At 71.9% G+C, this 12,838-nt stretch carries 15 protein-coding genes; 9 read left to right on the forward strand and 6 right to left on the reverse strand.

Annotated elements, in window-relative coordinates:
• Together EIO00_RS15585 and EIO00_RS15590 are read right to left on the reverse strand one after the other, a co-directional pair.
• A partial coding sequence (locus tag EIO00_RS15585; RefSeq protein WP_338325933.1) for a thiolase family protein occupies window positions 1-453 on the reverse strand: 453 nt, incomplete at its 3' end.
• Between the two features lie 505 nt (window positions 454-958).
• Window positions 959-1,963: a LacI family DNA-binding transcriptional regulator gene (locus EIO00_RS15590; protein WP_140179625.1), complete on the reverse strand. Its 1,005-nt coding sequence runs from the start codon at window positions 1,961-1,963 to the stop codon at window positions 959-961.
• A 425-nt stretch (window positions 1,964-2,388) separates the two neighbouring features.
• Between EIO00_RS15590 and EIO00_RS15595 the strand changes: the two genes are divergently transcribed.
• Together EIO00_RS15595 and EIO00_RS15600 are read left to right on the forward strand one after the other, a co-directional pair.
• Window positions 2,389-2,823: a DUF2243 domain-containing protein gene (locus tag EIO00_RS15595; RefSeq protein WP_140179626.1), complete on the forward strand. Its 435-nt coding sequence runs from the start codon at window positions 2,389-2,391 to the stop codon at window positions 2,821-2,823.
• On the forward strand, window positions 2,820-3,671 hold the full coding sequence (locus EIO00_RS15600) for a cytochrome c oxidase assembly protein (RefSeq protein WP_140179628.1): 852 nt from the start codon (window positions 2,820-2,822) through the stop codon (window positions 3,669-3,671). Before EIO00_RS15595 ends, EIO00_RS15600 begins: the two co-directional genes overlap by 4 nt.
• A 13-nt stretch (window positions 3,672-3,684) precedes the next feature.
• On the opposite strand, the gene EIO00_RS15605 is transcribed toward EIO00_RS15600, so the two are convergent.
• Window positions 3,685-4,269 carry a YceI family protein gene (locus EIO00_RS15605; RefSeq protein ID WP_140179630.1) on the reverse strand — a complete coding sequence of 195 codons (585 nt, stop codon included), beginning with the start codon at window positions 4,267-4,269 and terminating at the stop codon, window positions 3,685-3,687.
• A gap of 140 nt (window positions 4,270-4,409) precedes the next feature.
• Here EIO00_RS15605 and EIO00_RS15610 point away from each other — a divergent pair, with 140 nt between their 5' ends.
• From EIO00_RS15610 to EIO00_RS15620, 3 genes are all read left to right on the forward strand, one after another.
• Entirely contained in the window at window positions 4,410-4,799 is a 390-nt protein-coding gene (locus tag EIO00_RS15610; RefSeq protein WP_206664154.1) for a winged helix-turn-helix transcriptional regulator, read from the forward strand.
• 286 nt (window positions 4,800-5,085) lie between these two features.
• On the forward strand, window positions 5,086-5,970 hold the full coding sequence (locus EIO00_RS15615; RefSeq protein ID WP_140179634.1) for a universal stress protein: 885 nt from the start codon (window positions 5,086-5,088) through the stop codon (window positions 5,968-5,970).
• Between the two features lie 307 nt (window positions 5,971-6,277).
• Window positions 6,278-7,486 carry a poly(ethylene terephthalate) hydrolase family protein gene (locus EIO00_RS15620; RefSeq protein ID WP_140179636.1) on the forward strand — a complete coding sequence of 403 codons (1,209 nt, stop codon included), beginning with the start codon at window positions 6,278-6,280 and terminating at the stop codon, window positions 7,484-7,486.
• Window positions 7,487-7,725: 239 nt separating this feature from the next.
• On the opposite strand, the gene EIO00_RS15625 is transcribed toward EIO00_RS15620, so the two are convergent.
• Window positions 7,726-8,112 (reverse strand): group I truncated hemoglobin, encoded by a 387-nt coding sequence (locus EIO00_RS15625; protein ID WP_140179638.1) that lies wholly within the window; start codon window positions 8,110-8,112, stop codon window positions 7,726-7,728.
• 483 nt (window positions 8,113-8,595) lie between these two features.
• On the opposite strand from EIO00_RS15625, the gene EIO00_RS15630 reads away from it, so the two are divergent.
• From EIO00_RS15630 to EIO00_RS25820, 3 genes are read left to right on the forward strand one after another with little or no spacing between them, the layout of a single operon-like run.
• Window positions 8,596-9,063 carry a CBS domain-containing protein gene (locus tag EIO00_RS15630; RefSeq protein WP_140179639.1) on the forward strand — a complete coding sequence of 156 codons (468 nt, stop codon included), beginning with the start codon at window positions 8,596-8,598 and terminating at the stop codon, window positions 9,061-9,063.
• A gap of 28 nt (window positions 9,064-9,091) precedes the next feature.
• Window positions 9,092-10,378: an ArsB/NhaD family transporter gene (locus EIO00_RS15635; protein ID WP_140179788.1), complete on the forward strand. Its 1,287-nt coding sequence runs from the start codon at window positions 9,092-9,094 to the stop codon at window positions 10,376-10,378.
• A 55-nt stretch (window positions 10,379-10,433) separates the two neighbouring features.
• Window positions 10,434-10,898 (forward strand): DUF6879 family protein, encoded by a 465-nt coding sequence (locus EIO00_RS25820; RefSeq protein ID WP_338325934.1) that lies wholly within the window; start codon window positions 10,434-10,436, stop codon window positions 10,896-10,898.
• 74 nt (window positions 10,899-10,972) lie between these two features.
• Here the strand turns inward: EIO00_RS25820 and EIO00_RS15640 are convergent, their stop codons facing one another.
• Window positions 10,973-11,179, reverse strand: coding sequence for a DUF397 domain-containing protein (locus tag EIO00_RS15640; RefSeq protein ID WP_140179641.1), 207 nt, complete (start codon window positions 11,177-11,179; stop codon window positions 10,973-10,975).
• A 157-nt stretch (window positions 11,180-11,336) separates the two neighbouring features.
• A complete protein-coding gene (locus tag EIO00_RS15645) occupies window positions 11,337-12,092 on the reverse strand; it encodes an XRE family transcriptional regulator (RefSeq protein WP_140179643.1) in 756 nt (251 codons plus the stop codon).
• Window positions 12,093-12,242: 150 nt separating this feature from the next.
• Between EIO00_RS15645 and EIO00_RS15650 the strand changes: the two genes are divergently transcribed.
• The gene (locus EIO00_RS15650; protein ID WP_140179645.1) at window positions 12,243-12,746 is read left to right on the forward strand and encodes an ATP-binding protein; all 504 of its coding nucleotides are present in this window, start codon (window positions 12,243-12,245) and stop codon (window positions 12,744-12,746) included.
• Window positions 12,747-12,838: the final 92 nt, after the last annotated feature.

Below are 12,838 nucleotides of genomic sequence, written 5' to 3' on the forward strand. Positions count from 1 at the left end.
CTCGGCGGCCTTGGCGGTGCGCGCCTGGGCGTCGGCGAACAGAGGGTTCTTGGTGTCGGGCATGCCGTCCGCGCGGCCCTTGCCGTAGCGGCTGACGGTCTCCACCCCGGCGGAGATGAACACATCCCCTTCGCCCGCCTTGATGGCGTGGAACGCCATCCGGGTGGTCTGCAGGCTGGAGGAGCAGTACCGGTTGACGGTGGTGCCGGGCACCCCGTCCAGCCCGGCCAGCACGGCGACGACGCGGCCGATGTTGTAGCCGGACTCCCCGGCGGGCTGGCCGCACCCCATGATCAGGTCGTCGACGTCGCGCGGGTCGAGGGCGGGCACCTTGTCGAGGGCGGCGCGCACCATCTGCACCGCCAGGTCGTCCGGTCGGATCGACACCAGCGAGCCCTTGTTCGCCCGCCCGATCGGCGAGCGCACGGCCGAGACGATCACTGCTTCCGGCATGGCTGGCCCCTGTCCCCTTCGGCTCCCGGCATGGGGGTGACGACGCATCCGTCCCCCGTCACGGTGCGCGCACCGCCGTGCTTCGAGCCCGCGGCAGGCCTGCAGGCCACGGGCGGGAACGATCGGTGACGCACGCCGCGAGGATCCCACCACTTGCACAAATACGCCAGCCCGAACAGGTCATTTCATGCGTCATGCACCAAACGTTTTGTGCATGTCGCACAGAAAGCACGCCGTGTTGTGCCCGCGCACACACCCCCTGCGCCGGTCACGCAGCGTGGCGGGGCGACGGCGCGCGGATCGCCCACCGACGCCCCGGCTCCCCCTCGGGCGTCCCGGCCGCCGACGACGGCTCGGCGACCCGGACGCGACGCCGAAGGGACGTCCGACGGCCACGCGTGGCCGCGCCGCTCGACCATGGGCCCTTGACCGCGGCGACCGGCCCGCGCCGGGGCGTCGCGGTCGGGCGGCCGCGCCTCGGACGGCCGCGGCCGGGTGCCGCGGGTCAGGTGTCGCGGCGATGCAGCCGCGGGGTGAAGGAGACGACGGCGCGGTCGGGGTCCCAGCGGTCCTCGAGGGCGGCGAGCACGGCGGGGGCCGCGCCGGGCGGGGAGGGGACGGCGCCCACCGAGGTCAGGCGGGGCCGCAGCATCTCGCACACCGCGTCGTTCCCCGCCCCGACCAGGGCGATGTCGTCCGGGACGCGCAGGCCCGCGTCGAGGAGGGCGCCCAGCAGCAGGCCCGCGTATCCGTCGTGCCAGGCGAAGACCCCGTCGGGGTGATCGCCCTTGGTCCATTCGCGGACCAGCGCCGCGGCGTCGTCCGCCGACTCGGCCATGGTGACGCGGCGGATCCGGGCGCCGTGGCGGGTGGCGACGCGTTCGGCCCCCCGGTAGCGGGCCTCGGCGTACACCCGGGCGCCGGGGGCGCGCGGCAGCAGCACCGCCAGGTTGATGCGGCCTTGGGCGAGCAGATGCGTCGCGGCGGCCTCCCCCAGCGAGGAGTCGTCCAGGACCAGGGTGGGGACCAGGGGCGAGGGCTCGCGGCCGATGCCGATCGGCACCGTCCCGGCGGCCTGCAGCGTCTCCACCGCGGCCGAGGTGAACTGCGCCGTCTCGGCGATCACCGCCGCGGGCCGCAGCTGCGCCCACACCCGGGCGGCCCGCAGTCCCTGCAGGTCGGGCTCGTCGTGCAGCATGAACGTGTACCCCGCCTCACGCAGCTTCGAGCCCAGCCGGGCCAGCTCCGCGGCGATCAGGCCGCTGCGCAGCATCCCCTGCGTCCAGGCGTGCATCACCACCAGGTCGGTGCGTTCGGGCGAGGGCGAACGCCCGACGCGCCGGTCTCCATATCCCAGCCGCCGCACGGCCGCGTACACCCGCTCCCGGATCTGCTCGGGCACCCGCTCGGGGTTACGGCCGCGCAGCACGTGCGAGACGGTAGCCGTGGGCACTCCGGCCAGCCGTGCCACATCGGCGATCGTTGGCTGACGCCCAGACCTGACTTCCATGCCCGAATCCTGTCACTTCCTGCGCTTTTATGATCGCATATCGTGGCGTTCCGGCCCATCGGTCCCGCCTCCGAGTTTCAAGATCATCTCATTGGGATCGGCCGTTCCGGACGGCCGTTCCGGCGCCCGGCGACCCGGGAGAAAACCACGCCGACCGGCGGGCTCCCCGCGCCGTCCGCCGGGGAGCGTCCACCGGGGGGGATCGCCGCGGATGACGGACCCTCGAGCCCCGGACGGGCAGGTCGCGCCGGGGCGTGTCCCGCGGGGTGCGGTCGCCCCGAGCCCCGGGCCGCCCGGGCCCCGCCCCGCGGGCCGTGCCCGCTCGCCGTGGAGATCGCCGTGGGCATCGCCGTGAACGTCGTCGCGGACATGGCGGGCGCGGGCGGCGGGTAGGCGTCTCGGCGTCCGCGGGGAGGGAGGCGACGATGGGCGCGCCGAGACGGTCGATGGCGGCCGCCGCGTTGATCGGGATCGCGGTGATGGCGGCGGTGGACGAGATCGTCTTCCACCAGATCCTGGGCTGGCACCACTTCTATGACCGCTCCACGCCGGCGATCGGGCTGTTGACCGACGGGCTGCTGCACACCGCCGAGCTGCTGGGGCTGGTGGCGGGGTTCGCCTGGTGGGCGGATCTGCGCCGCCGGGGGATGCTGGCGGGCGGGCACGCCTGGGCGGGGGTGTTCCTGGGCGCGGGCGGCTTCCAGCTCTTCGACGGGATCGTCGACCACAAGCTGCTGCGGCTGCACCAGATCCGCTACGACGTGCCCGACCTGCTGCCCTACGACCTGGCCTGGAACGCCGCGGCGCTGCTGCTGCTGGGCATCGGCGCGGCCCTGACCGTGCGGGCGAACCGGCGATGACCCACCACCACGGTGCGGGCGCCGGCGGGCGGCTGCTCGCGACGGCCGTCGTGCTCGCGGCCGTGGCGGCCTACCTGGCGGGGGCGGCGCGGTTGCGCGGCCGCGGCGACGCCTGGCCCCGGCACCGGGATCTGTCCTTCGCCGCCGGGGGCGCGCTCATCGCGGTCGCCGCCGACGGGACGCTGCCGGGAGGGCCGTTCACCGTGCACATGCTGCAGCATCTGCTGGCGGGGATGGCGGCGCCCGTGCTGCTGGTGCCGGCCCGTCCCCTCACCCTGGCGCTGCGGGCGCTGCGTCCCGGGGGCCCGCCCCGCCGGGCCCTCCTGGCGGCGGCCCGCTCCGCTCCGGCGCGGTGGCTGACCTTCCCTCCGGTCGCGGCCGTGCTCGACATGGGCGGGCTGTGGCTGATGTACCGGACGCCGCTCCTGGCCGCCGCCCACCGTCATCCGGCGCTGCACGCCCTGCTGCACGTCCACATCGTGGCGGCGGGCCTGCTGTTCACCTTCGCCGTCTGCCAGCTGGACCCGGTCCGGCACCGCCGCGGCCTCCCCCTGCGCGCCGTCACCCTCCTCCTGGCCGGAGCCGCCCACGCCGCGTTGGCCAAGTCCCTGTACGCCGCTCCCCCGCCCGGCACCGCCTACGGCCTCTCGGACCTGCGCACCGCCGCCCGGCTCATGTACTACGGCGGCGACCTGGTCGAACTGGCCCTGGCCGCCGTCCTGGCCGCCTCCTGGTACGCCCGCGCCGCCCGTGCCGCGGGCCGTCCGATCCGCACCGGTCCCCCTCCCCCGTCGCAGGCCGGCCCCCGCCGTCTCCGCCCCGAGGGGGCGGGCGGCGAGGGCGGATGAGCCGTGGGGGCGGCTATGCGGCGGCGTCGGTCTGGAGGGCGGCCTGGATCTCCAGGGTGAGCCGGACCTTCTCGCCGATGGCCACGCCGCCGCCGGGAATGGGGCCGTTGTAGTCGATGCCGAAGTCCGTCCGGTCGAGCTCGCCGGTGGCGGTCAGGCCGAGGCGGGCGCCGGAGAACGGGTCGTCCAGGTAGGGGTCGGGGCCGAAGCCGTGCAGCTCCAGGTGGAGGGGGACGGGGCGGGTGACGCCCTTGAGGGTGAGCTCGCCCTCCAGCAGGAAGCCCGAGCCCTCCCGGTGCAGGCCGGTGGAGCGGTAAGCAGCGGTGGGGTGCTCGTCGACCTCGAAGAAGTCGGAGTTGCGGAGGTGGTCGTCGCGCTGGGCGTTGCCGGTGTCCACCGAGGCCATGTCGATGGTGGCGGTCACGCTGGAGTCCAGCGGGTCGGCGGCGGTGACGATCCGGCTCTCGAAGACGGCGAACCGGCCCTTGACCTTGCTGATCATCAGGTGGCGGACGGTGAAGCCCACCTCGGAGTGGACCGGGTCCACCACCCAGGTTCCGGCGACGTACCCGGGGATCTCGACAAGCTCGGCGGACATGCTGTCTCCTTGGGTTACGAAAGGTAAGAAGGTTCCCATCGATAGGACAGTTCTGTTCCGGAACCGTCTTCATCCTGGGCAGAGGCTGCACCACGGCACAAGAAGGCAGTTTTTTCTGCCTTGGTCACCTGGAGGTAACCGTGCAGGCCGCAGAGGCGGAGTGGACGCCGTCCCAGTGCCGGGCCCGCGACATCCTGGACCGGATCGGGGACAAGTGGTCGCTGTACGTGATCGCCACGATCGGCGACGGCACCAAGCGTTTCAACCAGCTCAAGCGCGAGATCGACGGCATCAGCCAGCGGATGCTCACCGTCACGCTGCGCGGCCTGGAGCGCGACGGCATCGTCACCCGGACCATGTATCCGGTGATGCCGCCCCGCGTCGAGTACTCCCTCACCGAGCTGGGCCGCACCCTGCTGGAGAACGTGACCGCGTTCGTGCTCTGGGCGGAGCGGCACGTCGACGAGATCGAGGCCGCCCGCGCCCGCTACGACGCCCGCGCGGCCGAGGAGGTCGAGCCGTTCGCCTGAGCCGGCGGCCCCTTCCGAGCGTGGATCCGGCCGGCGAGGACCGCTGATCGGGCGCGCCGCAGGGCCGGCGTGAGGCGCCCTGCGGCGGGCCGCCGGCCGTCGTGCTCCGCCGCGCGCCGTCTCGAGGCTCCGGGGCCGGCGGTGAGGTTCGCCCCGTCGGGGGAACGCCCTCGGCAGAGGCAGGGGCGGCCGCTCGGCTCCGTCGCCGGAGCGGGCGGGGCGGCCCTGCCGGCATCGCCCGGTCGGACGGGCGGCCCGGTCCCGTCCTCGAGCTTGGAGGCACGTCATGGCGCAGCCTTCGCGGCCCTCCGCGGCACCCGTCGTCGTCGGCACCGACGGCTCTCCGGGGGCCGGTCACGCCGTCGCCTGGGCCGCCGACGAGGCGGCGCTGAGAGACCGGCCGCTGCGCATCCTGCACGCGGTGCAGACCTGGGGGATGGGCACGGCGGTGATGGTGGGCTCGGCGGATCTGCTGGCCTCGCTGGAGAACGCGGGGCGCCTCATCCTGGAGGAGGCCGAGCGGCTGGCCCGCCGGCGCCGGCCCGGGCTGGAGGTCGACGCCGAGCTGGTGGCGGGGTCACCGGAGCAGGCCCTGCGGGAGCGGGCGGACAGCGCGTTCGAGATCGTCGTCGGCTCCCACGGCGTGGGCGGTTTCGTCGGCCTGCTGCTGGGGTCGACCGGGCTGCACGTGGCCGGTCACATCCCCGGCCCGGTGGTGATCGTGCGCGGGGAGGCCGACGCGTCCCACGGGGAGGTGGTCGTCGGGATCGACCCGACCGTCGAGGGCGAGGCCGTGCTCGAGTACGCCTTCGAGGCGGCCGCGCTGCGCAGGGCGCGGCTGCGGGCGGTGCACGGCTGGCGGCCCCCGGCCCGCATCGTCGACGAGCTGGACGCCGACAGGACCGACGAATCCCTCCGGGAGGCGGTCGAGCAGGCCGCCGCCCCGCTGCGCGAGAGGCATCCCGAGGTGGAGACGGCGGTCGACATCGTCCGGGACCATCCGGTGCACGCGCTGACCCTCGCCTCGCAGGGGGCCGACCTGGTCGTCGTCGGCTCCCACGACCGGCGCGGGCTGCGCGCCCTGCGGCTCGGGTCGGTCAGCCACGGCATCATCCACCACGCCCACTGCCCCGTCGCGATCGTGCGGCCCCGCACGGACTCCCGGGACTGAGGTCCTTCCCCGCGCCCCGGCGCCCCGTCCGGCGCATCGCCCCGGACGGCGTCACGACGCACAGAGGCCGAATCACCCGGCACGGGTCCGAAGGCCCGAGCAGAGCAGGGCATACCAGTGATTTCCCCGATTTCCGCGCCGGACGTTCTGGTTTGAATCGGCCTTGAGCCGGTTTCAGTCCGAATCTGCGGCGGTCGGGGGCGGCGCACGCCCCCGCCGCGACGAGGAGCCGACTCGATCGGTCGGCGCGGACGGAAGGGATCTTCACATGTCTCGCCTCAGCAGACGACTACGGATGCTCGGCGCCGTGGCCATCGGCCTCATGACCGCGGGCGCCGCCGGCGCCCTCACGGCCCCGGCCTCCGCCGCCACCACGGTCTACAGCGAGGACTTCTCCGACGGCCTGGGCTCCTTCACCGCCACCGGTCCCGTCACCACCGGCGGCTACGGCGCCCGGCTGAGCGGATCGCCGCTGTCGGACGCGTCCATCACCTCCGCCTCCATCGACCTGACCGGCCACAGCGGCGTGACGGTCTCCTACCACCGGACCGCGACCGGGCTGGACCTCGGGGAGAGCTTCACCGTGGCCTACTCGGTCGACGGCGGCTCGTACGTCACGCTGGAGTCCGGGCGCACCGCCTCGGGCTCGACGTCGTTCCGCCTGCCGGCCTCGGTGGACGGCCGCAGCCTGCGACTGCGGTTCTCGCTGGACGCCAACAGCCCTCTGGAGAGCCTGACCGTCGACGACGTGCTCGTCACGGCCGAGGAGGGCGACGACCAGAACCCGCCGGGCGGCTCGCTGCCGCCGGTGAGCGACGTCACCAAGCCCGGCCCCTACTCGGTGACCATCGACAGGTTCGCCGGTCCCCGCCGCAACGGGTGGCTGGTGTACCCGGCCGACCTCGGCCGGGACGGCGTGGACCACCCGATCTTCGTCTGGGGTCCGGGCGCCGGATCCACCCCGTCCGACTATGAGGACATGCTGCGGCAGTGGGCCTCGCACGGGTTCGTGGTCTACAGCGAGGTCTCCTCCAGCGACGGCGGCTACATGGTCAACGCGCTCAACTGGCTGCAGACCCAGAACTCTCTGCCGACCAGCCCGCTGTATCAGAAGCTGGACCTGTCGGAGGTGGCCTTCGGCGGCCACTCCCGGGGGTCGCTGGGGACGTTCGATGCAGCCGACGATCCGCGCCTGAGCACCACCGTCCACGTGGCCGGCGGCTCCTTCGACGGCCGGGGCCCCGACAACCTCCGCAAGCCGGCCCTCTACATCGGCGGCGACGGCGACTTCGCCACCTCCAACATGGAGCGGGACTACCGCAACACCCGCGTCCCGGTGTGGTTCACCATCCTCGACGACACCGACCACATCTACGCCACCCGCAACGGCCAGCACATCATCACCGCCTGGCTGCGCTGGCATCTGGGCGATGAGGAGTTCCGCCGCACGACGGACTTCCTGAGCGGCGACTGCACCTTCTGCCGCCTCGGCCGGGTCCAGCACAAGAACTGGTGACGCCGCGGCGACCGAACGCCGCCCCGCCGGTGCGCCGGCGGGGCGGCGTCTTTTCCGTTCGGACCCGTTTCCGTTCGGGCCCGCCGATGTCCGTTCAGGTTCGTCCACGCCGGTGTTCGTTCGGGCCCGTTCCAGACGCGATCCGGCGTTCCCCGCGGCCGTCCCGCTCCGCCCCGCGGGCGAAGGCCGGACGCGGCGGCGGCCGGGCCGGGCGCGGCGGTCCGCCCGGCGGCAAGCGGTCAGCCGGCGGCGGCCGGGGCGGTGACGATCTCGTCGGCGAGCGGCGCCACCAGTTTCATGATCTCGTCGATCGTCTCCTGCGGGACGCCGGCGTCGGCCAGCGCGCCGGTCAGGTGCCCGGCCACCGCCTCGAAGTGCTCGGGGCGGAGGCCCAGCCCGGCGTGCGCCTGGCGCATCGAGGCGCCGGTGTAGGTCATGGGCCCGCCCAGGGCCGCACCGAAGAACTCCACCTGTCGGCCCTTGAGCCGGGACATGTTCGACGAGGCGAAGAAGTCCTTCAGCAAGGGGTCGGCGAGGATCCGGCGGTACAGGTCGTCGACCACCGCGATCAGCGCGTCCTCACCTCCGATGGATTCGTAGAGGGACTGCTGAGGGGTGTCGCCCATGACGATCGTCCTCTCCGTGACGTGGGGGCCGTACGCCGGTCCACCACATCAGCGCGACGTTTCCCGCGGATCAGCGCCGTGAAAACGGAAAGTCACGATGCCCTCACTCGGCGACACGCGCGTTGAGAGGATCGTCGACCCTAGGCGGACACTCATGAGGTTCATCGGTCATAAGGGATGCATGTTCCGTCTGCCGACATATAGGGGTTATCACCCATACCGATCTGCCCGTCCGTTCCGAAGTCTTGTACCGGCAGACCGGTAAGCAGCGAGGAAGGAACGCCTGTGAGCATTGACATCACCGTCTCAACGACCCCCAGGCACGACGGGAGCCGGTACGAGCAGTGATGGCCTTGCTCCGCCTTCCAGCCGCGCTGTTCACGCTCGCTCCGCCCGGCGACCGGCGTGTTCCCGCCGCATCGGGCGCGGAGATGGGGCAGGCTGCCCGGGTCATCACGGACGTCCACTCCCCGCGAGGACGACATGCAAGCACGCGATATCGCCATCCAGGTGCCGACCGTGGCCACGGGAGATCCGGTCGCCCGGACGGTGCAGGTCATGGCGTTGGGACGACTGCCCGGGCTGATCGTGGTGGACGAACGCCGCCGCCCCCGCATGGTGGTGCCCGGCACACAGGTGCTCCGGATCCTGGTCCCCAACTCCTACCAGGAGGACCCGGCGCTGGCCCGGACCGTGGACGAGGCGCATGCCGACCTGTTCTGGCGGGAACTGGGCGGGCTCACCATCGGCGACTTCCTCGACAGCCGGGACTTCCGCCCCGCCACGGTGCGGGAGGACGCCACGCTGCTGGAGGTCGCGGCGCTCATGGCGCGCCGGTGCACTCCGCTGGTGGTCGTGGTGGACCGGGACGGCACGCTGACCGGCGCCGTCACCCTGGAACGGCTGCTGGGCAGCCTGGCGCTGAGCACACCGGACGTCCCGGAGGACTGACGGCCTCGAGGGGGCGGGGCCGATGACGCTGAGCGCCACCGCCGCCCTCGCCATCTTCGTCGTCGCCTTCGTCCTCATCGCCACCGAGAAGGTCGACAAGGTCAAGGTCGTCCTCATCGCCGCCGGGGCGATGGCGCTGCTGGGGCTGATCCCCGGCGATGAGGTCTTCTTCTCCGAGCACGAGGGGATCGACTGGAACGTCATCTTCCTCCTGCTCGGCATGATGATCATCGTCGGGATCATCAAGCAGACCGGGATCTTCGACTACCTGGCGATCTGGGCCGCCAAACGCTCCCGCGGGCGTCCCTACCGGCTGCTGGTGATGCTGATGGCCATCACCGCGATCGCCTCGCCGTTCCTGGACAACGTGACCACCATCATGCTGGTCGCCCCGGTCACCCTGGTGGTCTGCGGCCGGCTCCAGATCCCCGCCCAGCCCTACCTGATCGCCGAGGTGCTGGCCTCCAACATCGGCGGCGCGGCCACGCTGATCGGCGACCCGCCCAACATCATCATCGGCAGCCGAGCCGGGTTGAGCTTCAACGACTTCCTGGTGCACATGACGCCGATCGTGGTGATCATCTTCGCGGCGTTCACCCTGCTGTGCTGGCCGCTGTTCCGCAGGTCGTTCCGGTACAACCCCGACCGGGTCGCCGAGGTGATGGCCCTGCAGGAGAGCCGGGCGATCACCGACCGGGCGCTGCTGGCACGCTGCCTGGCGGTGCTCGCCCTGGTGATCCTGGGCTTCGGGCTGCACTCGGTGCTGCACGTGGAGCCCTCGATCGTCGCCCTGCTGGGGGCCGGCGCGATGATCCTGGTGGCGCGCACCGAGGTGAACGACGTCCTCAAAGAGGTCGAGTGGCCCACCCTGGTGTTCTTCATGGGCCTGTTCGTGATGGTCGGCGGGCTGGTCCACACCGGGGTCATCGAGACCTTCGGCGGCTGGGCGGTGGAGACGGTCGGCGACAACTTCTTCGGAGCGGCCACCGCGCTGCTGTTCGGCTCGGCCGTGTTGGGGGCGTTCTTCGACAACATCCCCTACACCGCCACCATGGCGCCCATCGTCGAGGGCCTGGCCGCCGAGGCCCCCGACCCGGGCACCGGCCGGGCCCTGTGGTGGTCCTTCGCCCTGGGCGCCGACTTCAGCGGCAACGGCACCGCCGTCGCCGCCAGCGCCAACGTGGTCGCCCTCGGCATCGCCGCCCGCAACGGTCAGCGCATCTCGTTCTGGGAGTTCACCCGGTACGGGATCATCGTCACCCTGCTGACCACCCTGATGGCGTGGGGCTACGTCTACCTGCGCTACTTCGCCTGACGAACCCGGCGTCCGGCGGCCCCGTCCACGACGGGCGGGGCCGTCGGGCGAGCGAGTGCGCTGGCCGCCTCGGCGGCGGGCCTGTGATCTCTGCCTTCCGGGGACCGACTTCTGGCTGTTCGACGGCGAGCTGGTGCTGTGGAACCACGTCGACGGCGAGGGGCGCCCTCGGCAGAAGGAGATCACCACGGACCCGGCCGTGATCAAGCTGTGCGCCTCGGCGTTCGAAGCGGCCTGGGAACGCGGGATCGATCACGAGGATTACCGGGCCCGCCTGAACCTCGCCGTGTCCGCTTCCTCTCCGTCCCCCAGCGCCCAGCGGCGCGACGGGCTCTCGCCGACCGGCTTCGGGAGCTGCGCTTGGACGCAGGGTGGGCATCACCCGGTTCGGTGTGACCGTCACTCCCCATGCGGAAACGGTGCGGCCGGGCACTCCGGACCGCGTCGTTTGAGCGGCTTCGGCCTGCGGCGCTGCATGGCCCGCATGTGCCTAGAGGCCCCTTTCCCTCTTCGCCCGTGAGCTGCAGCCGAGCGGGTCGGGAAGTCCTCCCTGCAACCCCGGCCCCGCGTGAGGCGGGCTCGAGAGCGCGCCGGTCAGGCGACCGGCTCGCTGCGCTTGATGCGGGCCAGAAGGGCAGCGAAGGCCTTGTTCGAGACGGCGAGGTGCCCGGCATCGGGGCTCTTGGAGTCACGCAGACCGACGTTGGCCTCCGGACGGGCAACCTCGACGCAGTTGCCGCCGGTGTTGCCGCTGTGGCTGCTCTTGCGCCAGGCGATGTGGAGCGGCTCCGGAGTTCGCATATCGCACTCCTCTCCTCCAGGTCCCCTGTTCTCCAAGCTCAAGACCTTCTTTCGCCACCACCGGAATCGACGGCGACGCTTGTCGCCGACCACATGGTGGGCAAAAGCGCTGATGCCGCGCTCGATGCGGCGGGGTCGCCCCGGAACGGACCGCTCGTCAAGCCTTCGACACAGAAGGCACCGGACGTCCCCGATTCCACAGATGGGTGACGTGGTGGGCGAAGCGGTCGTACAGGCCGTCATCCTGGAGGCGTTGCAGGTGGAGCATGGGCGAGTCGTGGCCCACCAGGTCGGCCAGGTGGGGGGTGACGAGCATCTGCTGATCGAAGGTGAAGACGCTCATGGCGATGTGATCGTCGCCGAAGCGGGCCTCGACACCGGGGACGTCTGCGAGCTTGGTGAGCTCCTCCAAGGTGATGCGGATACGGGTGCTCACCGTCAGGGGAACGTTCTCGACCTCTTCACGGCGACGAGTGACCTCGCTGTCGGGATCACCGATCAGGAAACGGATGCGGCAACCTCGCTGGGCCTTGCGACGCAATGTGTTGACCAGGTTCGGGATCTCCAACCACAGGAAGTAGTTGGTGTAACCGGCGAAAGTGATCTCCTTCTGTGCGCCGGTGATGAGGTCCCGCCACACCGACTTCGGGCACGCTGAGCGGTAGGGGTAGACGGCGAGGATTTCCCGGTCGGCGCCGGTCTTGACGTTCTTGCGGATCGTATCTGGCCAGAGCACGGTTTCCTCAACTCCCAGGGCCTCGCTGGCGGCCCAGCGGTGACGCGGGTGGGGCAGGCGCGTCTCGTCCGCCACCCACCGCATCACCGTCTTGACGTCCACACCGCAGATGGCGGCAAGTTGCTGTTCTGTCAGTTTCGCATCGGCCATCGCCTTACGGAGCGCAACGTTCGCCACGTCTGTCCCCCTTTTCAGGACGTCCAGGACGAATTTCGATGCTACTTGAGAAACGTCCCAGACGTCCCACGGATGGCGTACCAACGTCCCCACCAGCGATGAATCCTCTGCGTACTCGCATCAATACACAGCGGCGTGGAGGTGATCACGATGCGACCGCCGGCGCAGGGCAGACCCGCCAACGCCCGTCATCCGACCGACGACCCGACGGCCGGGCCGAGCCCCGTGACCCCGGTCGAGGTGCGGATGCCCATGGCGGCCTCACCGGCCAGCGTCGGGCTGGCCTGGAGTCTGCTGGAGCAGCGTCTGCGCACCTGGGGCCTGGGAGAGGACGCCCGCTACGACGCGCATCTGATCCTGGCCGAGCTGATGTCCAACGCCCTGGCGGTCACTCCGCCGACCGGACGGATCGTCGTGCACTGCCGCCGGGACGCGACCGGGATCGTGCTGGGAGTCGGCGACGCCGACCCCACCGTTCCGCGCAACCCTCCCCCGGTGATCGAGCTGCGGCCCGAGGATCTGGATCTGAGCCCCGAGCACTTCGACGACAACGGCGGCTGGGGCCTGACGATCGTGACCGCCCTGGCCGCCGCCTGCGGGGTCACCCCGCTGCCATCCGGCGGCAAGATCGTGTGGGCGAGGCTCAGATCATGACCGCCGCCCGCGCCGGGCGCCCGGCCGCAGGAGCGGTCCGGCGCCGGGAGCGGGCGCCGGGCGGCGGGTCGGTCCTGGTCCCCGCCGTCTCC

It is taken from the genome of Thermomonospora catenispora, from assembly GCF_006363815.1.
Classification (GTDB): domain Bacteria; phylum Actinomycetota; class Actinomycetes; order Streptosporangiales; family Streptosporangiaceae; genus Thermomonospora; species Thermomonospora catenispora.

Excerpts from the sequence above, each read along its gene's own strand:
- EIO00_RS15650 (WP_140179645.1), top strand. The coding sequence starts at position 12,243 with ATGCGACCGCCGGCGCAGGGCAGACCCGCCAACGCCCGTCATCCGACC.
- EIO00_RS15625 (WP_140179638.1), bottom strand. The coding sequence starts at position 8,112 with ATGGGCGACACCCCTCAGCAGTCCCTCTACGAATCCATCGGAGGTGAG.
- EIO00_RS15590 (WP_140179625.1), bottom strand. The coding sequence starts at position 1,963 with ATGGAAGTCAGGTCTGGGCGTCAGCCAACGATCGCCGATGTGGCACGG.
- EIO00_RS15615 (WP_140179634.1), top strand. The coding sequence starts at position 5,086 with ATGGCGCAGCCTTCGCGGCCCTCCGCGGCACCCGTCGTCGTCGGCACC.
- EIO00_RS15595 (WP_140179626.1), top strand. The coding sequence starts at position 2,389 with ATGGGCGCGCCGAGACGGTCGATGGCGGCCGCCGCGTTGATCGGGATC.
- EIO00_RS15630 (WP_140179639.1), top strand. The coding sequence starts at position 8,596 with ATGCAAGCACGCGATATCGCCATCCAGGTGCCGACCGTGGCCACGGGA.
- EIO00_RS15640 (WP_140179641.1), bottom strand. The coding sequence starts at position 11,179 with ATGCGAACTCCGGAGCCGCTCCACATCGCCTGGCGCAAGAGCAGCCAC.
- EIO00_RS15605 (WP_140179630.1), bottom strand. The coding sequence starts at position 4,269 with ATGTCCGCCGAGCTTGTCGAGATCCCCGGGTACGTCGCCGGAACCTGG.
- EIO00_RS15600 (WP_140179628.1), top strand. The coding sequence starts at position 2,820 with ATGACCCACCACCACGGTGCGGGCGCCGGCGGGCGGCTGCTCGCGACG.